Source organism: Paenibacillus sp. H1-7 (assembly GCF_022354825.1).
Lineage (GTDB): Bacteria > Bacillota > Bacilli > Paenibacillales > NBRC-103111 > Paenibacillus_S.
The window spans coordinates 2206592-2227252 of sequence record NZ_CP031168.1; the positions used below are offsets into that span (position 1 = coordinate 2206592).

18 protein-coding genes and 2 pseudogenes are annotated in these 20661 nt (G+C 43.8%); 17 read left to right on the top strand and 3 right to left on the bottom strand.

What is annotated here, in order from left to right:
* Positions 1 to 370: 370 nt before the first annotated feature.
* The 9 genes from DVH26_RS10055 (at position 371) to DVH26_RS10095 (ending at position 8274) form a co-directional block, all read left to right on the top strand.
* Positions 371 to 676 carry a hypothetical protein gene (locus tag DVH26_RS10055; protein WP_239633556.1) on the top strand — a complete coding sequence of 102 codons (306 nt, stop codon included), beginning with the start codon at positions 371 to 373 and terminating at the stop codon, positions 674 to 676.
* A gap of 96 nt (positions 677 to 772) precedes the next feature.
* Complete coding sequence (locus DVH26_RS10060) at positions 773 to 1066, top strand: hypothetical protein (RefSeq protein ID WP_239633557.1); 294 nt, start codon at positions 773 to 775, stop codon at positions 1064 to 1066.
* Positions 1067 to 2289: 1223 nt separating this feature from the next.
* A complete protein-coding gene (locus DVH26_RS10065; RefSeq protein ID WP_239633558.1) occupies positions 2290 to 2727 on the top strand; it encodes an NUDIX hydrolase in 438 nt (145 codons plus the stop codon).
* Between the two features lie 243 nt (positions 2728 to 2970).
* Positions 2971 to 3234: a hypothetical protein gene (locus tag DVH26_RS10070; RefSeq protein ID WP_239633559.1), complete on the top strand. Its 264-nt coding sequence runs from the start codon at positions 2971 to 2973 to the stop codon at positions 3232 to 3234.
* Positions 3235 to 3459: 225 nt separating this feature from the next.
* Entirely contained in the window at positions 3460 to 4119 is a 660-nt protein-coding gene (locus DVH26_RS10075; protein ID WP_239633560.1) for an ATP-binding protein, read from the top strand.
* Between the two features lie 562 nt (positions 4120 to 4681).
* Entirely contained in the window at positions 4682 to 5446 is a 765-nt protein-coding gene (locus DVH26_RS10080) for a nucleotidyltransferase domain-containing protein (RefSeq protein WP_239633561.1), read from the top strand.
* Positions 5447 to 5692: 246 nt separating this feature from the next.
* Entirely contained in the window at positions 5693 to 6442 is a 750-nt protein-coding gene (locus DVH26_RS10085) for a stalk domain-containing protein (RefSeq protein WP_239633562.1), read from the top strand.
* Positions 6443 to 6650: 208 nt separating this feature from the next.
* Positions 6651 to 7484, top strand: coding sequence for a tyrosine-type recombinase/integrase (locus DVH26_RS10090; RefSeq protein WP_239633563.1), 834 nt, complete (start codon positions 6651 to 6653; stop codon positions 7482 to 7484).
* Between the two features lie 139 nt (positions 7485 to 7623).
* Positions 7624 to 8274: an SAM-dependent methyltransferase gene (locus DVH26_RS10095; protein WP_239633564.1), complete on the top strand. Its 651-nt coding sequence runs from the start codon at positions 7624 to 7626 to the stop codon at positions 8272 to 8274.
* Positions 8275 to 9570: 1296 nt separating this feature from the next.
* Here the strand turns inward: DVH26_RS10095 and DVH26_RS10100 are convergent.
* Entirely contained in the window at positions 9571 to 10461 is an 891-nt protein-coding gene (locus DVH26_RS10100) for a hypothetical protein (RefSeq protein ID WP_239633565.1), read from the bottom strand.
* A gap of 1279 nt (positions 10462 to 11740) precedes the next feature.
* Here DVH26_RS10100 and DVH26_RS37250 point away from each other — a divergent pair.
* From DVH26_RS37250 to DVH26_RS10120, 4 genes and pseudogenes are all read left to right on the top strand, one after another.
* Positions 11741 to 11980, top strand: a pseudogene (locus tag DVH26_RS37250) (hypothetical protein); the annotation flags it as partial.
* Between the two features lie 151 nt (positions 11981 to 12131).
* Positions 12132 to 12515, top strand: coding sequence for a hypothetical protein (locus DVH26_RS10110; RefSeq protein ID WP_239633566.1), 384 nt, complete (start codon positions 12132 to 12134; stop codon positions 12513 to 12515).
* 146 nt (positions 12516 to 12661) lie between these two features.
* Positions 12662 to 12847, top strand: coding sequence for a DUF4177 domain-containing protein (locus DVH26_RS10115; protein WP_239633567.1), 186 nt, complete (start codon positions 12662 to 12664; stop codon positions 12845 to 12847).
* Positions 12848 to 12973: 126 nt separating this feature from the next.
* On the top strand, positions 12974 to 13102 hold the full coding sequence (locus DVH26_RS10120; protein WP_239633568.1) for a helix-turn-helix domain-containing protein: 129 nt from the start codon (positions 12974 to 12976) through the stop codon (positions 13100 to 13102).
* A 79-nt stretch (positions 13103 to 13181) separates the two neighbouring features.
* Here DVH26_RS10120 and DVH26_RS10125 read toward each other — a convergent pair whose 3' ends face one another.
* A complete protein-coding gene (locus tag DVH26_RS10125) occupies positions 13182 to 13385 on the bottom strand; it encodes a hypothetical protein (protein WP_239633569.1) in 204 nt (67 codons plus the stop codon).
* A gap of 120 nt (positions 13386 to 13505) precedes the next feature.
* On the opposite strand from DVH26_RS10125, the pseudogene DVH26_RS10130 reads away from it, so the two are divergent.
* A pseudogene (locus DVH26_RS10130) lies at positions 13506 to 14038 on the top strand (sugar O-acetyltransferase).
* Here the strand turns inward: DVH26_RS10130 and DVH26_RS10135 are convergent.
* Positions 14035 to 15864, bottom strand: a complete 1830-nt coding sequence (locus DVH26_RS10135; protein WP_239633570.1) for a right-handed parallel beta-helix repeat-containing protein — start codon at positions 15862 to 15864, stop codon at positions 14035 to 14037. The pseudogene DVH26_RS10130 and the gene DVH26_RS10135 overlap by 4 nt on opposite strands.
* Positions 15865 to 16169: 305 nt before the next feature.
* Here DVH26_RS10135 and DVH26_RS10140 point away from each other — a divergent pair, with 305 nt between their 5' ends.
* The 3 genes from DVH26_RS10140 to DVH26_RS10150 all read left to right on the top strand — a co-directional run bounded on the left by DVH26_RS10140 (position 16170) and on the right by DVH26_RS10150 (position 20583).
* Complete coding sequence (locus tag DVH26_RS10140; RefSeq protein WP_239633571.1) at positions 16170 to 17816, top strand: sensor histidine kinase; 1647 nt, start codon at positions 16170 to 16172, stop codon at positions 17814 to 17816.
* A complete protein-coding gene (locus tag DVH26_RS10145; RefSeq protein ID WP_239633572.1) occupies positions 17791 to 18873 on the top strand; it encodes a response regulator in 1083 nt (360 codons plus the stop codon). Before DVH26_RS10140 ends, DVH26_RS10145 begins: the two co-directional genes overlap by 26 nt.
* Before the next feature lie 111 nt (positions 18874 to 18984).
* On the top strand, positions 18985 to 20583 hold the full coding sequence (locus tag DVH26_RS10150) for an extracellular solute-binding protein (RefSeq protein WP_239633573.1): 1599 nt from the start codon (positions 18985 to 18987) through the stop codon (positions 20581 to 20583).
* Positions 20584 to 20661 lie beyond the last annotated feature (78 nt).

Consider the following 20661-nt stretch of genomic DNA (forward strand, 5'->3'; position numbering starts at 1 on the left):
TTCAGACTAATTGGAATAGAATATATTTCGGATTAATTGAAATGAATGAATTGAGAATTAATGTTTATGACAAGAACAATGCAATCCTGTTGGAAGTACCGAACAAGAGCAAGAATTAGATTGTTACTCAAGGCTATCAGGTTACTTCTGAGAAAACCGTATTCATGCTACAGAGCTAACGCCCACTGGTCCACTCAGGCATTCCGTGTTGAACTAAACGGGAGACGTTAGCTCGATAAAACAACAAAGACGCAGCTGCCGGAATGAACCGGCAGCTTTATTACGCTAACTGGCAGTTTAACGCAATTTTTTCATACAATAATGGTAAAATACGTAATAAAGGTGGTGTTAAGAATAAGGAATAATCGGTTTGCTTCTGATTATCACGGTTGTTGTACTTGGAGGTTGTACTGACGGGTCATACACATCTACAACTTCGTATTTGAAGGTTACAGATAAAAAATATTCTGATGATTATAAGGAAGCTTGGATTATGGCATATAATCCATACGACTCGGAAAAGAAGAATGTTATAAAGATTGTTGTTGAAGAACCTGTGGTTTGGAATTTAATTGAAAAGGACAGGGAGTATTTTTCATCATATAGTAAAAAAGGGGAAGAACCTTGGGTATTAGAACAGATTGCATTTCCAAGTGATGAAAAAGCATTAAGATAGAATGTAATCCGACTTTCAAATTAAGCTAACGGGTACGATAGTTTAATAAACATGATTTTAAAGTAGTTAGTTAAACAACAATATAAGAGGTTTATTATGGGATTATTTGAGGAACGTTTAGAAAGATTTATTAGTTGTTCGAAAGAGCTACTTACCAATGAGGGAATAGCAGCAATAATGCATTATTACTGTCATGATGAGTACGAAATGGCTTATGAGGGCTTGTTAATCGAGCTTACGATTGTGGGACATTATCCATCTCAATTTGTATTTATAGATTGGAAAGAACTTGGGGAACATTATGGACTTGATAAGGAGACTGTATTTGATGAATTGAAATGGGAAAAGTTCATGCAGTGGGGCAAGTCTTTTTCCGCACGAAACTTCTAAACTAACGGGTACGATAGTTCACCTAACCTGAAGGAGATGTAGAAAATTAAGAATAGATTCGAATTTACTGCGGTTGTTTTAATAGGAAATGGCGAATTAACAGACGATTTTACCATCGAAACCGCACAAATTGCTGACCGTTTAACCGAACAACTGGAGATCGCGAAGAAAGAGCTGCAGACCATTGTGGAGAGTACTGAACATGGTAATGAGGCAGCCAAGACAATAGCCGCAGGAGCTCTGGAAGCAATTATAAAGCCCTAAAATAACCTATGCACCATGCAAATCTTCTCGAGCATTCACAATTCTCGAATAATGTTGAGATCTGAGACGTTAGTTGAATAGCAAAACAGAACGAAGCTGCCGGCACAACCTTCAGTTAAGGAAATGATGGTAGAGCTGGCGAAATCCATAACGAACTCTCCAACAGGGCTGCCGCAGGAGCGGCGGACAGCTTTGTTACGAAGGGCGTAATAGTTGTCGAAACGTATATTTAAACTGTCAAACGGTTCAACGGTTCAGCTTAGGAGGGGCCGCATATATGAATCTTAAGCCAACGGATAGCTATCCAATGCCAATGCATCCCCAGGCTGGGCCGAAACAACAAAAATATACCGAATCACTTCGCAGGTTGTGGCTTCAAGGGTCCTTTTGCAACAAATCCAAGTTAAAAATATAAATAAGTACCGAAAACACCATCGGTTTATTCGATGGTGTTTTTCGTATTTGTTTTCTTTTTTTTGCGAGCTGTCGGACGACACAACATTGTCCTTTTCATGGTCACATATATTACGGCTTTTTTTAATAATGGGACAATGTTCTTGTCGTGAGCTAACGACACAAACATTGTCCCATTTTCGACATGTAATCAGGAAGTACTTGTACATGAATAAGGTAGTTGAAGTATCATAGATTATACCAAGCAATTTAACGGGGATGATGTGCAACCCCGATCCCAGAAAGAACTGAAAAAGTGATGAAGATATTGTTTCAATCGAAAGCAATAATTGATATGAAATCGTGTTATATACGAGATGTTAATGCTTATTCCATAATGGTAATGCCATCCCGCAAAAGATGGCCATCTCAACAAGCTACATCGTTGCGCTAACGGGCAGATTAGTGGAAGTAATTGTCTCAAAATCTCCACTATATTCCATTCAATTTTATGTGATAATTTACATGGAAAGCACTTACATAATACTGAGGATGGGGTGGGAAAATTGGCACATAATCTAGCGGCTGGAATCGTGGTTTTAAAAGGTGATGCAGTTCTATTAGTAAAAGATAAATATGGCTGGGGTTTGCCGAAAGGTTCGAGCGAAATCGGTGAAACTTTCTTACAAGCTGCTGAACGGGAAGCGCATGAGGAGACTGGGATTAAAATATCTGCTGAAGATGTTGCTTTCGTTACGGAGTATACTTCAGAGAAATATGGACAGTACCTCCAAGTTTATTACTCAGGAAGGTTGCTGCCAGAGCAAAACGAAATAAAAGATCCTGACCAAGATGTTATTGAGGTTCAGTTTGTGAATATCAGTGCATTACGTGATTTTATTACATTTCGCCCTTGGATAATACCATTGGAAAATTGGATTCAAAAAAGGGAGCTGAAATACCATTCATTCGATTTAGATGTTGAAGGATTTCATATTTCTTAGAATTATTTTCACAGCCTCATTAAAGTAACGGGTACGATAGCCCAATAAAACAACAGGAAGGCAGCCGATCAATCGAACGGTTGCCTTTTTCAATAAGGAGGATAGTCAAACCGCTTCCGAATATCTTAGATATTGGAATATTTACCAATTCCGTAAATTAGAATAATATCTAATAGCGAGAAATCAAAGGAGTGACTATGAAACACATCGCCTCCATACGCTTTAATCTATGCAGAAAAAACGATGAGTGATAAAGGTGTGATTACAGTAAGTAGCTTCCATCCGAATGAGTATGCCAGATTTAGAATTATGGCAAGTAATAATACATCTAAGGAAGAGGCAAAAAAATTAGTGGAGGACTTTATCCGAGCATTTGAAGGCCGAGTAATAAACAAAGAAAAATTCTATAAAACCCATGAAATAATGTTTGATATTAAATCAGATGAAGATGGAAGAATTCTATTTAGAGGTAAAAAAGAAAATCAAGAAATTTGGTGGCAATTCTAGAAAGTCGAGGCATAACGCATTCGGCACTTTGAGTGGTGGTTAAGCTAACGGGTACGTTAGCCTAATATAAACAACGAGGAAACCCTCGCCACATTTTATATAAGAATTTTTGATTTTAACGTTTTTTTACCACTTCGGTCATGAGCATAACTCTTATAATAAAAACTCTTACCCTGTGTTTAGATGGCGATATAGCATTATGACCAATAAAAGGAGGATGAAGGTATGGCTATAATTAGCATTGAAGGTGCGAGTGCTGTTGGTAAAACAACTACATCTTCAAAATTAGCATCGGCCAGTGGAACATTTCATATCCCAGAGATTAATACTTGGTGGAAACAACGCCCTGTACCAGAGTACCGAGAATGGTGGTTCGAACGTCAGGCTGACCGATGGGAGATTGCAAAGGAAAATGAAATAAAACATAGTTTTGTTATAATTGACATCGACTTATTCCAACCATTTTGGTACAATTGGGCTTTTGATTTCACATTATTTGGGAATCAATCATTTGAATTCGTAAGCGATTATTATCGAGAACTTATTTTACAAAAAAAGATTGGATTCCCTGATAAGTATTATCTTTTAACTACCAATGAAGCGGAGTTAAGAAAACGAAAAATGAATGACTCCACAATAAGACGTGGAGGGTTTGAAATGAACTTGCAATTTATTGAACCTCAGAAACATTATTTTAAAGCACTGAATTCATTTGTTCCTAGTCTTGTAACTTTTATTGAATCAGTTGATGTTGATATGAACATTAATACAATAACAAATACCATTCCAACAAAAACACAGGATCATACTTATTCAATAGAGCTATTTGACTATATGGTGGATTGGCTCAGTAGTCATAAGGCTTCAGAATTTCAATTAAGCTAACGGGTACTATAGTGCAATAACCACAGCCACAGGTCGAGGTTTCTAGTACTGTCGGTAGCAATTGGAGAGAGGTTATTATGGGCTTAGACGTCTTATTGTACGATATAGACAATAAACTCATTTCTATGTATGAGTTTGATAAGGAATTACATAAAGAAATATTTTCATCCAATAAACGATGGGCGAGTTACTCATTTCTTAGGAAAATACACGACCATTACCGTACCAATAAGGAATTTAGTGGGAAGGAACTTGAAGGCTTTATTAGTGACTTGAGAAACTATAAGCCCCTGATACCTGATAAAAGCCATACATCCTTTGAGTTATTGTTAGATGTTATATCAGATACAAAGGTTCAAAAAATTCGTATTAATGGTGATTAGCATTAAGCTAAAGGTACGATAGCTGAATAAATAACCACGACGCGGCTGCCGGCACAAACCAGCGGCCTTTGTTATACTAACGGGCAGGATAGTTTAAATAATACGATGCTTGTCCATATGTTATAGGAAAACTATGGTAAAATTAATTCATCAACTATAACACCGTGGGAGGCATAATAATGATTACTCGAGAGACAATTATAAAAGATATTGTTTCAGATCTGGGCAATGAAGAATATGTCTTAGCCCTCTGGCTAGAGGGCTCGGATGGCACAAGAAATTTGGACGAGTATTCCGACATTGATTTGGTATGCTATACCAAAGAAGGCTACACTGAAGATGCGTTCAGAAGATTGGATGAATGTCTGGGTGAACTAGGAAAAGTTGATATCGCTTACGAACAACCTGGTCGACGACCAAATAACCGCTATATAGTATACCACCTTGAAGGTACCCCGGATACTCTCTTTATTGACGTCACTATCCAAAGTGAAAGTTATCCTGTTTCATTTATTAAAGAAGACAGAACCGACGTCCCAATGGTATTGGTAGATAAGGCAGGTATTGTGAAGTATCAAAACGTTGATCGCGAATCTCATCATTCACAACTACATGCTCAATTGGTGAGAGCCCAGGACATTTATCGTCAAAGGAGTAGGGCAGTTAAATATACAAAACGAGGACTCTTTTTAGAGTCTTTAATTTACTATCAAAAGTATGTTTTGAATCCACTCGTGGATGTATTTCGGATAATCTATACTCCATTTCAAGCTAACTGCTTTCTGGTTCATGCGTCTCGAGACTTCCCCACCGAGGTAGTGGTAAATTTGGAGAATCTATATGCTGTAAAAAACGTAATGGACATAGCAGAAGGAATCAATTTGGCTGACGAATTGTTTCGTAAAGCCGTTAATGAGGCTTATTCCATGCTCTCACAGTCTTAACTAGGAGATTCTACACGAAGGGTGATATTTATTTTGTTGTGCTAACGGATACGATAGTGGAGGAGCTTAATTGCAGAGCTCCTCTTTTGTTATTCATTGAAGTAACGGGAGTAAATAGTATTACCATTTAAACCATAATAAGGTATATTTATTTTGAGATATTAACCTATTCAGCATAGAAGCATACTCGTCGCAAAAGCCATTAACTATCGTTATTTTCTAAACTTTTTTTGGAAGGAGCATCTCATGAAAAAGTTTTTATTTGGTCTTACCCTCGGAGTTATACTTTCTATTACAAGTGTAACCTTTGCTACTGAGTCCAACAAAATTGAAGCCCTCATCTTTAAGGCAAGGTATTTGTTTAATGGTAGTGAAAAAGACCTGACATTGGATTATAAAACCTTAAATATTGACGGTAATACTTATGTACCAACACGTTTTATAGTCGAAAATATGGGGTCCGCCATTGACTATGATGCCTCAAGTCAAACTATAAGCATTAACTATTCTCCTATGGGAGCTATAAAATCGGAAGTAAATTCAAGTGTAGAAGATGACAATTTCATGCTGTCATTATATTCTGGAAAGAAATTGTTCAAACAAACTGATTATTTCGATATATGGTCTACTCTAAGATATAAGGGGCAATCAGGCATTAATCTTACACACAATTACAATATTATTTCGTTTTACATCATAGATGAAAAAGGAAATAAAGCCGAACTTGGGAACCCCTATATGACGAAAAAATCAGATATTAACAAAGGAGATGAATTTAGGCGCATTTTTTCTTCATGGTTGATTCAAAATTATAACATTTTTTTTAGTAACCAAGGTAATTTAATGGAATCAGCCTCAAGAACTTTACCTCCAGGTAAATATAAAATTGGAATTACAGCCTCTTACTTGAAGAATTCTGACACATATGATAAAACGGGTGACTATGACAGTGAAGAAACTACTTTAAGTACTGAAATACCAATAGCAATTGAGTAGCCAATGTTATTTATAATGTATAAGAATCCCTAGTTATATAATTTCTACTTATACTTGGGATTCTTCAAAAGATCTAACACATATTAGCATTAAACAAATACGGGGTAACTGTGTTTGAGCTAACGGGTACGGTAGTTTAATAAAGTTAGTCTAAAACCTTCCGTAAGAAGCAAACTAGATTTAATAGCTCTTATGGGAGGTTTTATCTATGATTTTAAGTGAGTTATGGCGGCTGTATGAAACAGATAAACGAATCCAAGGTTTTAGTCAGAGTATATTGAAAGCCTACGCCCTACAGCTCAAGATGCTTATAAGAGAACTTGGAGACTTAGATATTTCTGAGGTTACGTTGAACTTGCTAAAGGAATACTTGGCAAAGCAGTCCGATCGGTTGAAGCCCCGCAGCTTGGGACATCGTATTCGTTTTGTTCGTTCCCTATTCCGCTTTGCATATGAAGAAACACACGTAATATCAAATCCTTCTTTGAAGTTACACGAACCCAAAATGGACAAGCGTATTCCTAAGTTTTTGATCGAGGAGGATGTCATTCACTTGAAAATCTCTTGCCTGTCTCTGAGAGAAAGGGCTCTATTAGAGTTTCTCTATAGCACCGGCTGCCGGGTTGGAGAAGTGGAGAAGTTAAATATCGAAGACCTGAATTGGGAGAACTGCTCAGCAATTGTAAATGGTAAGGGCTCAAAACAAAGAGAGGTCTACTTTACAACCGAGTGTAAAGTTTGGTTAAAGAAGTATCTCTCGAGTCGGAAGGACTCCTGTAAGGCACTATTTGTAACCGATACAAATCCTATAAGACGGATGGCTATTCCGACGGCATTAAAGCGGCTTGCTGATCGGGGAGAGCTCAAAGCAAATGTATATCCACATCGCTTTCGTCAAACCTATGCATGCCAGCTCCTTGATAACGGAGCGCCATTAGACTTTATTCAAGGCATGTTGGGGCATGAAAAAGCATCAACCACTCAAATTTACGCCCAGCTGCGAGGAGAACGCCGACGAGAACTCTACCGTCGTTACTTTTAGATTTGTAGCGGTAGTTGTTTGAAGCCACAGCTCAACTAAAGGGCAGCTTACGTTAACAAAAATATCTCGCAAAAGGAAATTTATGGATATCTATTGAATAAGGTTTACATGATTTCTACTTAAAAGGAGAGTGTAGACTTTGGAAATGAGAAATGAAAAGGGAGAAGTATTAGCAATTCTGAATGTCGATTCACTTCAAGAGGAAAACACCATTGATATCGTTATTCGCGAATTAAGGCCTGGTATGGGAAAAGGGATATACCTTGCGGATGATAAAAAAATCAGTCAGCAAACAAATTACGCACCAGTGAAGTGGTTGGATGGTCTCGACAAATTAAAGGCAAAAGCATCGTCATGGGAGCCCGTATTTCCTGCTAATGCAGAAGTGATGGATATTCAGGTTTACTATGGATTTGACAATTTGACACAGGAAGAAATCAATGAAATGGCTATTGAGAGTGCAAAAACCGGTAAGGACGTTGTAAGAGATCTTAAACCAAATGATACGTTCGTTGGTGTAAGTCTGTTATATCGTAAAGAAGAAACCACATTTGAATTCCGAATTTTTGGAACCACAAAAAGTCGAATTCATGTGCCTGATGTTGAGAAACACACTATTGAGCACTTAACAATTCGTACTAACGAAGCAGTTTACGTTGGAGACAATGAAATACAGCAATTGATCTGGGCGGAAGTGGGACCAACTATGGGTAAGGCATTACAGTATGAGGTATTGGCTGAGCGTAGCAACCGTGATTGGCTAATTTCTATTTCCGAGTCTTTAAGCTAACGGGTACGATATTTCAATAATGATACGCTGCAGCCGATCAGTACGATCGGCTGCTTTTCATTAAGAAACAGGCAGGATACCCCAAACTCTTGTGGAATTTTATCGGTCTTTTTTTTCCGAAATACTCCACTTTTTATTACATGTTCAATAAGACTAAAGATGGGTGGGAAGTTTCGAACAATGAGAATATAGACGAGTCTAGTTTGTTTTTCAGAAGAATTAAGGGTGGACTATTTATTTTAGTTGGACTATTTTTTTTATTCGGAGCTATCTCGAAATAATCCATGACGAAGTATACGAAAACCCAAAAATGAAGGACGTCTGAATAAAACACCCGATTTCGTGTGCATGTCTATAAGAAAAACCTGCTCAGAATCATAAGAAAGGCCCTACAATCCATTTCACAAAAAATAATAAATTACTTAGAGAACTACTAGCGCATTAAACCCAATTGATTGAACTAACGGGTACGATAGTTCAATCTGAGCAGGGAGCAGACCGCCGCGGTGCTGCTCCCTGTTTCGTTAAAGTAACGGACAGATTACGTTAATGCGAATGGGGAGAATTTTATTCTTGACTTTAAAGCAATGTGGCGGGTATTATTACCATAAATTGATGATTAAGGAGAATATACGATGTTTATTTTGACATTAAAACAATCTCACCATCATGAAAAGCGTTAATCCATTCCTCAAAAAATTTGGGATGGGTTAACGCAATTCGCGCTTCCCATCCTGCGATATGCAACGCGCAGGACTTTAGGGTCTAGCGCGTTTTTTATTTTTGTTACAAAAGAAACGGAGGATTAAAAATGGCAATCATGACAGACTCAAGAGGTAATATTTTTTTGGAGTTTATTAACATCGAGTATGATAAGCTCATTACAATTGAACTGGATGCTCCACTAACACATGTCTAATAGTGGTGAAGTGCCAAGGAAAGTACCTTTTCTTGCATAATAAGTGGAGAAAGAACTGGGAACTACCAGGAGGTTGAAGATTAATTCAGCTGAACCGTATCACAAATAACAGCGAAAATTTTAATGTAAGGATGAGAATTGGGCGACAGCATACAAGGACAAGCTGGGAGAATGGGGACTGAAAAACAATAATCCACGGCTGACCAAGCTGATTAAGAACATCTCCAAAATCTTGATCTCCAGGGGTATGAAGGGATGCTTCTTGTAATGTCGTGACCCCGAGATCCGGGATTATCTAAAGGCTCAATTAAGTCGGACTATGTTGCTGGATACCACATACTCTCCCTAATAGAGGGAGACTAGTGCTAGCCGCAAAATCAACCGTCCGACGGTGCGTACTTCCCCACGTCCGGCTCGAATGCCGCTCCACTCGCCAGGTCCAGCTCCACGTGGGTGGTTCCGCGGTCGTCGATCAGCACGATCATTCGTGACCCGACGACGGGAACGCGGTCGGCGCTGGTGCACATGTGCGCTGAGACGACACGAGGAGTACCGTCGACGATGTAATTTACCTCAACCGTGAACATCGGGAAATTAAAGAGCCAACTGTTAGTAAAGTTCACAGCGGTCAACGTCCCGGTGCAAGATGAACCCTCCATGCGGAGTCGCTCGATGTCCGCCTGACGCCGCCGGGCGTGGGCGATAGAGCCGGGCAACCGCAGGAGCGTGATGGCGGCCCAGAGGCCGAAGCTAGCTCCAACGACGGCGCCGAGCTCTGGCGGGATCGTCGGCGATGTGGCTATGGCCTTGAGGTCAAAGGGGCGCGACGGATCGCTTGTCAGTGACCAGAACAGGAGGACTCCCGCGACTGCTGCGAGTCCTCCTGCTATCGCTAGCGCCACGAACAGGCCGGCGACCCTGGTCTGTCCGAACTGCTCGACCGCTCGCGAGTACACTCCACCGGTCGTACCGATCGCGACGAACAGCAGCAAAACGGCGACGCCCACTGTGACCGGATGACCGAGGAGCATGCTGATCGTCGGTGTCGGCGCCATGCCGAGCAGTGCGCCGAACGGCACGGAGCCTGTCAGCGCCCACAGTGCAGCAGCTGTGAGCAGCCAGGGCATCAGCGGAGCCGCGCGTCCGACGCGACGTCCCGGCCGGAGCATAGTCATCCGTCCGTTCTTATCCGTGGTGGAGAACAGCGGCAGTGTCTCGACATGTTCTTGCTGCCCGTGCTTCTGCTGATCCTCCGCAGCATCCCTCATTGGTATCGCCCTCCCGAGGAAGATACTCGTACCTTGAGCGGCGGAGGGCGATTCCCCGCGGCGGGGTCGGGACGATCAACTATAATACGGAGGAGTCTCTTCCCTTTTTCCCCCTCATTATTGAACGTTTTTATGTAGGTGTTATGATAGTCTAGGTGCCGTAATAAAAAGTTCAACTTCCTATTATCTTTGTAATCAGCCATACATACCTTCACCTCCAATATTTCTTATTTATACTTTACCATTATAAGGTTGTACGCTGTAAATACCCCCGAACGAAACAAGCAGATCATCGCGCAGCAGCTGTTCCTTTCGCATTTTTCGCCGATAGCATCGTTAAGCTGAACCGTACCACAAGTAGCTTCGAGTTTTCGAATTGCGTGCAAGTTTGCTTTATTGATTATAGAGTTCGACCCTCATCCAGTTCCAGTTAAGTCATACAGTCAGGCGACGAAAGGTCAGGGTTTCCCAGTCCCCATTAGCTTAGAATTCCGATATGGGTTACATTACAAGGTGATGAAATCCTGCGAATGAGTGAGTATATGTGAGATAAACCCTTAAAACCGGACGGGTACGATAGCTGAATATAAACAACACAAAGGCAGCCGGCCAGTACGATCGGCTGCCTTTGCTCAATTACCGGACAGGATAGTGGGGCAAACAAGCTGGACTAAATACATATGAGGTTCTGCTGAAAAGTACTCTTCAATCATGGATTATAATTAATCAGTAACATGAAAATGAAATAATTTCTCTTAAATTAACTGTATATGGATTCCATCTTCCTCCGAAAAATCTATATCCTAAAATCGATGTCCTTCCGACAAAAGTCAGATAAAACCAAAAGCTATCCCCATTATTGAGCCATATGAAAGTGTATTGATCCAAACAACTAGAAATTGTCCCAAGGTCAACAGCATATGGAGACATTTGAGGTACATATGAGGGTGGAGGAGAAGTTGGACCTTCTTGCGGTATAAATCCCATTCGATTTATTCACTCCTTTAAACTGGGCATCTAACTAATTGTATGCCAAGATAAGTATTAAGGATTGGATTGATGCCCATATCTATCTCGCAAATAAGTATGGGATATTTTTGTGTTCCGACATCCCTAACGGGCAGTAATGCAAAGTAACATGTCAACTCTAGAGAAATTTAATGAAAAATATTGAATTCAATATTTAATCACTCATAGAAAGAAGGACTAAAGTGGGAAAGGTCGCGGGTTTGAGTTAAATAGTCAAGACACCGACAAAGAAACAGAATTTTATTCTAATGTATTTGGTTGGGAAGTTAGTGAACCCAGCAGGGGTTATTGCACTGTCAGCACAGGAGGAATCTCTGGAGGTATCACTAAAGGTCCACATGATTTGGCACTCGAATACAAATTGAAGTCAATTTTATTGATGAAACGATTTCAAATGCTAAGAATTTCGGTGCTTTGGTTGTACGAAAGAAAATGGAATTGGATGATTTTTTCCAAGCATACTTGGTTGACCCTACTGGACTTGGATTAGCCCTTATTCAAAAAATGAGTCGAACTAGCGATTACGGGCAGGATAATACAGCTCGCAGAATACCCATTTTTTCTGATACCATTCTGGCTAAATCAATCTAATATGATAAACTTAGGATAAATCTAGTAATTAAAGGAGAAGAAGCCCTTATATGTCGGAAAGCTTATTGTCGTTACTCGAACAGATGAAAACAGCCAGAACAGAACTAAATCAAGTAACTTCTTTGGCAATTAATGTTCGAAAATTAGCTATCCAGTTGGAAAATGAGGTAGCTTTAGCAACAGATGCAGCCGATGATGCAACGCAATATTTAACCCATGTTTCAGACAATCCTTCCTTGTTACAAGTGGCTGAAATAATACGGAATGAGGCTGTTCAAAAGCTTATTAAAACATCTCAGCTAGCCGAAGAATCATTAAATAGGGCTGATGAGGCTGATGCAGCTGTGGCTAAAGCTTTTATTATCGTGAAAGAAGCTGCTGAAAAACTTTCAATTGCACTTAAAAATGCCACAACCAAGGAAATGGATATGTAAGAAATGTTAATCACTTTACTGTTAAGCTAACGGGGTACGATAGTTTATTGAATTACTAAGACGCACCTGCCGGCATGGATCAGCAGCCGCTTTATGCTAACGGGCAGGACGGAATCGTACATACCTGAGAAAAGGAGTTGAAGAGGTTGTACGAATACAAATATGCTGAAACGACTTTAGGCGGATTTTTCTCATCGGCTACACATCGAGAGCTAATTGATGAACATGCTAAAGACGGATGGAGACTAGTACAGGTATTACCAACACATTATAATGGACATGGAAAACCTACGAAATACGAAATTATTTTTGAACGAGTAGTTCAAAGTTGAATTAAGAACTTGTTACGCTAACGCGTACGAGTTCAATAAAACAGCGGCAGACTAAGGATTGATATGCTCCCCATACGGTAGACAGGCGAAATAATAAAAGCCTAACTACTGTAAGGGGAGCTTTTCATGTCTAGAGGAAAATATAATGCTTTGGAGAAACTTGCCATTCTCGAAGAAGTATCGAATGGGGAAATTGGTTTTCTGGCTGCTGCGAAGAAATATGGGATTAACAAGACAACCTTAATGAAATGGTAGCGTCGGTACAAAACCCATGGATATGAAGGGCTAGAGCGCCGTACGCATAGATAGAGAATATTAATGCAAGGTCCAATAACTAAACAATAAGATACCCTTCGATATCGACTCCTTCCCGAAAATAGCCGTAATAGTCATGCTGCAAATTCAAGGAGAAATCGGCAGTAGCATTCAATAGGAAGGCAAACAGGGAAGTGATATAATACTCCGCATGGGTCAGGCGTTTGGGCATACCTAGGATGATCATGATCATTACCGCTATAGTGATTCCTAATGGTAGCATGGGATGAGCTGCTCCTAGCCTGAGTGGATTAGTACCAGCTTTATCCCACAATATGATTTCTATACTTAATAAACGCAGAATAGCTCGAAAGGAGCGAAAAAAATTACCGAAAAACAGAAAATGCTCAGCGGCGAGCTTTATTTTGCCGGAGACCCCGAATTAGTGAAAGAGAGACAGCATGCTCGAAGGCTTACCCGATTGTTCAATCAAACTGTTGAAACCGATGATAAGGAAAGGATCGAGCTCTTAAAGGAGCTGTTCGGCTCCACAGGAAAAAGCCTATATGTGGAACCGACTTTTCGATGCGATTACGGCTATAACATTCATGTAGGCGACAATTTCTTCACGAACTTCGATTGTGTTTTCTTGGATGTATGCGAAATCCGAATAGGGGATAACTGTTTCATTGCCCCTGGAGTTCATATTATACCGCAACCCATCCGATCCACGCCCCCGAACGAATCAACGGAGCGGAATACGGTATTCCTGTCACCATCGGCCATAACGTTTGGATTGGGGGCAGAGCTGTCATCAACCCAGGAGTGACGATTGGCAACAATGTGGTCATCGCCTCCGGTGCCATCGTAACGAAGGATGTTCCTGATAACGTAGTTGTAGGCGGAAACCCGGCAAAGATCATCAAGTCCTGCTAGGATAAGTCTTCATAGGACGTATTCGGTTGAACGGATGCGTCCAGCAAGTTGCCGTTTACGGCACCGCAGCGAAGGTCATTCTGCAGACGGGTTAGCAAGGTGACGGAGGAGGCGGCATTCAAGCCACAGCGAAGGCGCTTCCGTCCTTGCTCCGTTCTTACGGTATTTCCAACGACTCGCGTTTCTCTTGACGTACCCGTAAGAGCGATTCCGTCATACGTTCCTTCCCCGTTCTGACCGGCGTTCGTAACTGAATTATTGGTTACTGCAATGCCCTTGGAATTGTTGATTTGCACACCATGGAAGTTAACGTCGCGGATGAGGTTGTCGGCAACAACGATGTTCGTGCAATCCGTCATATAAATGCCGTTTTTCTTGACTCCCTCCAGGATATTGCCGGTAATCACGCAGTGGTTGCTGCGAAGGCTGATCCCTTGCCCGTCCATTTGCTTAATAATATTATTAGCAATAATAACCTTTTCCCCGCTTCCTTCAGCAAAGCCCTCGACATAAATCCCGTTATTCGTCCCGGTATCTATGATATTGTGCTCCACGATGATCGTGCTTGCAGGCTGCACCGGATGGACGACTCCTTGATCATCCTTTGAGGAAGCCGAAGTTGCGGACGGGGTGGAGATGAAGATGCCGCCGTTTACCCTCTTCATATGATTGCCGGCGATGACGGAATTGCGCCACTTAAAGGGACGGATCGCCCAATAAGTAGAGTTCTCCATAACATTGTCACGAACAATAATATGGTCGAAATACGCTCCGGGATAAGCCCCATGCGCCCCGACACCGCATGGCCAAGGGACCGTTCCCGGTGTACCGCTTGGACCGAAATAGCAATGCTGTACGGTCACATGATGGGTAGGCGTATGATCGGCGGCCTGCCCGACGAAGCCTGCCTTCAAGGCGGGCTCCAGCTGAATGGCTTCGGAATAGTTCTGAGTGGTAAACATAAACCCTACAAAGCGGCATTGATCGAAAAGCACATGCCTAACACCCGTCAGTTCTATGCCATGGCCGCTCTGGGTATCCTTGATGGTCACTTTGCGCAGCGTAATATGCTCGGCATGAGCGAGGGCCATCCCGTTGCAAACCCGGGTGAATTTCACCCCATTGCAATCAACCACACCACCCTCAATGGTAATGTTGCCGTTGCCCTCGTATTGGTAGAACACGTCCGTTGTCCTATAGTTCCGGAACACGTTGCCGTCGTGGCTGCGAAGAATCGTCGTTTGCTCGTTCATTACCAGGTGCGTGTTTTTAAACAAATACAGCTCCTTCGTCGTACGGTAGGTCCCTGCCGGTACGATGACCTTCACACTCGGCCATCGGAGCGCTTCGCTTAATGCGTTCTGGATGGCTGCGGTATCATCTGCGGAAGCATCCCCCTTCGCGCCGTACCACTTGGCGTTCACCGTATAATTGTCCACCACCCTCTTGAACCTTGCCCCGGAAGCGTTCACTAATATCGTTCCGGTATTATCCTCGGAGCTGACGTCAGATGGGTCATAGAGGAAAATGCCTTCCTGCTCGCGATCGTTAACGTAATATACCAGGTTATTCTGAATTTGGGCATTGCTTCGAAGCTCGGCAATCGTCGTCGATACCACATAACTTAAGTTCATCAGCTCGCGCGGCAGCAGCTCCGGCTTGCCGTAGGTGGCCTCCGTTACCGACTGCACAGCGGCGCTTGTACCATATGCGGTTACCAGAGCGGCGGCGCCGGCCATACCTAAGGAAGCCAGAAGCTTTCTTCGACTTATCATTCGCTCTCCCTTCATGGAATCCGGTTGTTCTGACGTAAAATCGGTTGTCACGGGCGTAATACCTCCTTTATGGATTGCGCAATTATGCTCGAATACATATGCCTGTAGATGCATGGGGTCTACCTTCACTGTAGTTCGTTGGCTGTGTTTCGTCGTTGGATAAACCAACGTTTTTATGTAAATATCTACGATAATAAATTGTCTATATGAAGATATCGTAAAGGCTTTGACAATGCGCTTTCCCTTGGCATAATCTTGAAGAGAATGGCTGCGCGAAAATGAACATAAATAAGCAAAAACGAATCAGTGAAGAATCATCAGACCACCGCCGCTGCGTTGCAGGAGAGGAGCGTACCATGATGAGATGGGGTCAGCCTTTATCTATCAAAAGGAAAATGCTTCTGTACTTTATTGTCCTGTTTTGTCTCCCGTTTTTGTTATTCAGCCTGCTCTGGTATGCGAAGTCTGCCGAAACTATCGAAGATAGCGGCATTTATTATAACGAGCAGCTGATCGGCAGGGTTCATGCCCAGCTGGACGAGTATTTCGCGGGAATCAAAGCCGATTCCATGGCGCTTCCCGGTCATCCACTGATTCAGGAATTTATTAAAGCGGATCCGTATAACACATACGAAATGTACCGCCTTAAAGGACGGATCTCGAACGAGCTTCTCCCCAACATGCGAAAGGACATGTACGGCTTCTCCCTCCTCTCCCAAAAAGGAGCAAGCTTCGGCGATTATTCGACGGCCGTTATGCCTCTATTTCAAGAATCCTTCAAAATCTTGGGGATCGAGGAGAAGGCCGGCGTATCTGTCATTACGGTTTACAGAAAAATTATTGATAATGAAACCTACGAGCCCCTTGGAGCCATCATCATGTCTCTATCCTTAAAGCAGCTGCTCAAAATCTCCGATCTGAAGCCCTATGGGAAGAATGGCTCCATGGTCGTAGCGAACGAATCGGGCCAAATCTTCTTCCATACGGATAGGGAAAGAGTCGGAGCTTTTCTTCCTTCCTCATGGTCCGATCGGATGAACGGGGACAAGGGGAGGTTCGAGCTGGAGGGAAGCGGCGGCAAGCGGTTGATGGTCTATCAAATCTCTGACCAAACCGGGTTTCGAATAATATCCGAAACCTCCCAAACGGAACTGCTTGGCGGCTTGCTGCGCCTGCAGGTGCTTACTCTCTTCATCGGTGCCCAAATTCTCATTCTAGGCTTCGCCGTCTTCTATCGAATGTTCAGGGAAATCAAGAAGCTGCTTGGGGAAATTCACAGAACCCAAATGAGCGAGAAGGAGCTCGAGCTGAAGCATAGAGAGTCGCTGGTCTCTGCGATGCAGTCCCGGATCAATCCCCATTTTCTATATAACACGTTAGAAATCATCAATGCCCATGCGGTGGTGTTCAATATCAAGCCGATCAGTCAAATGACGGTGCATCTCTCGAACCTGTTTCGTTACAGTGTCGGGAACCCGGAGCAGGTCGTAAGTCTGCGCAAAGAGCTCGATCATATCATGAGCTATATCTGCATTCAGGAGCAGCGGTTCGAGGGCTTCAGTTTTAACATGAATGTGGACGAAGAGATGCTGGATCAGGTTTATTTGTTCCGCCTTACCCTACAGCCGCTCATTGAGAATGCATTTCAGCATGCTTACGAGAAGCAGGGGATTTCGCCGGGAAACGTATCGATTATCGGCTGTGCTGAAGAAGACTGGTATTCGATGTATATACACGATGAGGGAAAAGGGATGCCCCCGGAGCTCTACCGTAAATATAATCAGGCCTTCGAATCGATGACCGAGGTGAAGCAGGTTCGTGCCAGTATGAGTCCTTTCCACGGAATCGGATTATGGAACGTACATAGTCGTTTGCGACTTGCCTTTGGAGAGCCCTATGGGCTTCGAATATGCGATTCGAATGAGAAGGGTACGCGGATCCAAGTAAAGCTTCCTTACCAGAAAGGAGTCCTTCAGGATGTTCAAAGTGCTGATTGCGGATGATGAAAGAATGGTTCGTTTGACGTTAAGAACGATCATCGAACGCGATGCTGAGAACTTCGTCGTCATTGAGGAGGCGAAGGATGGGGAGCAGGCGCTGCAAAGGTCGCTTGAGCTGAAGCCGGATTTGATCGTTACGGATGTCAGGATGCCGGGTTTGTCCGGGCTTGAGCTCATTCGCAGCTTGACCGACAGGCAGCTGAAGAGCGAATACGTGGTGGTTTCCGGCTATGGGGATTTTGCTTATGCCCAGAGTGCGCTGCGATTCGGGGTAGCGGACTATCTGTTGAAGCCGATCGACCCTTCGTATTTCTTGTCCGTGCTTACGAAGATCCATGGAAAGCTTCAGTCCCGAATTGGCAAGCAAGACTTACCCAAGGACTGGCTCTGGTCATGGAAGGTTCATGCCGAGCGTGCGGCCAAATCAATATGGCACATGAACGAAGGCGAGCTGGCCGAAGAGCTGGAGCGCATTCGCAATACATTGAACCCGGGCCCTGAGCTTGTGAAGCCGGAGCATCTGGAGCAGCTGACGTACTATTTGATTGTACTGAACGGGACCCTGCAGGAAGTAAGCCAGAACGGCTTGCCTCTTCCAAAGGCGCAGTTCCCTGAAAATGAAAGCTTAGCCACCGCCGAACAGCTGTACGACTACATACATGCTTGTTTGCAGGGATTGATCGAGCACATCCGGTTCAGCCGCAACTGGTGGAGCTACAATCGGATGGTCAAAAGCGCGAAGGAGTATATCGAGGAGCATTATAAGAAGGCGGATCTCAGCCTCAAGGATGCTGCTGTGCACTTTGCGTTGTCTCCGAATTACTTCGGCAATATGTTCAAGAAGGAAACGGGCGTGTCGTTCAACCAGTATGTAACCCAGGTCCGAATGGAAAAAGCCAAGGCGTTCCTTCAAAATCCGTTCGTCAAAGTGTATGAAGCGGGGGAAGCGGTCGGCTACGAGGATTACGCGTACTTCTCCAAAACCTTCAAGAAATATACCGGCTTCTCCCCCTCGGACTACCGAAAGTATGAAAGCATCGAGGTTCCTGATTCGATATAAGCTTTATACAAGTTTTCGTTGATAATTCCATAGTGACCTTCAGAAGCCCATCCTATAATGGATATTGGAAAGGCTAATGGATCAGGATGAACATTCGGAGGGGATCGCGAGATGGCATTCAAGTCGAAAAAAACATTCATCGCATCGACGGCCAGCATAGTGCTGGCAGGAACGATGCTGGCCGCCTGCGGAGGCGAATCGGGCGGATCGGCGCCGGGAAGCGGCGATTCGGGAACGAAAGCGGCCGCCGGCAAGAACATCAAGGTGCTGCTGTCCCACAACAACTCGGGCTTCGCCTCGAAGGGACCGGATGAGAAGAAGGACAAATACTTCAAGGAGCTTAGCAGGCTGTCCGGCTACAACGTGAATTATGAATTCCTTGGACACGACATCGATTTCCGGCAGCAGCTGGCGCTTCGCTTCGCGTCGGGAGAGCTTGCCGACTTGGTGCGGACCGGAGGCATCGATTGGGAGGTACACAAGGGAGCCGTGGATCGAGGTGTCTTCCATGAACTGGGTCCCTTGATCGATAAGTATGCTCCGAGCCTCAAGAAGAAAATTCCCGAGGTGGCATGGAATAGTCCGAAGGTAAGCCGAAACGGCAAAATCTACGGCATCCCGGTATTGACCGGAGCCGCCGCGGACCGGGTAATCTTCTATCGTCAGGACATTCTCGACCAGCTGAAGATGGAGGTTCCGAAAACACTGGACGATTTCCTGAAATTCGCCGAAGCGGTGAAGGTGCAGGATGTCAACGGCGATGGAGATCCGAATAATGAATGGGCGCTCTCGTTAACCGACGGCATGTCCTGGAATGATGTGTTCACCGGCTCCTTCGGCGTCAGACCGGGGACCTGGCATCTGCGGAGTGGAGTTATGGAACCGGATATCATTCAGCCGCAGATGAAGGAAGCGATCGCTTTCTACAAGAAGCTCTATGACAACGGTTACATTGAGAAAGATTTTATTACCAAGAAACAGGGCGACCGGGGAACGGACATTGCGAAGGGCCTGGTTGCGGCCTGGGGTGCGGCTACCTATCAATATGCCGCCGTCTCTACGCAGCAGTATCCGAATCAGCCGAAAGCGGCGATTACCATGGCCGTTCCACCGAAGGGACCGCGGGGTGAGAACTTCCTGCAGATCGGCACGGATCAGTTGTACTTCGTTTGGGTGATTCCGGCGAGTGTCAAGAATCCGGAGGAGATCGTCAAATTCCTGGAATGGGCTTGGAGCAGCCCGGATGCGGATAAATTTTTCGCCTACGGCATCAAGGACCATAACTACACGGAAGAGGGCGGACAGGTCAAATTCGACCCGAAAAGTCCGAACAATGCCGGCGAGCTCAACGAGAAGGAGTTTTTCCAGCTTTCCATCAACGTTCGGGAAAATGGCCTGAATAATCCTATGGCGCTTAAGGTGCTGCCGAACAGCGATGTCATCCTAAAGGGCTACGAGGATTCCAAAACAACGATCATGAAGAACAATGCCGTTTATATGCCGGCACTTAAGTCGCTGGACGGTCGTCCGGAGCTGAATGTAGGCTTTGTCGCCGGCAGCCTCTTCTATGATGCCTTCGTCAAGCTGGTTGTGGGCAAGGAGGATTTGGATAAAGGCTTTGACGCCTTCGTTGCGGAATGGAAGAAGCGCGGCGGGGACGCGGCTATTAAAGAAGCTACCGAATGGCATAACACCTTCAACAAGAAATAACGAACTTCATAGGGACCCTCTCTGGAGCACGGTTTGCTTGAGGGTCCCTTTGTCTTCGCTGGAAAGGAGGGAAAGTCC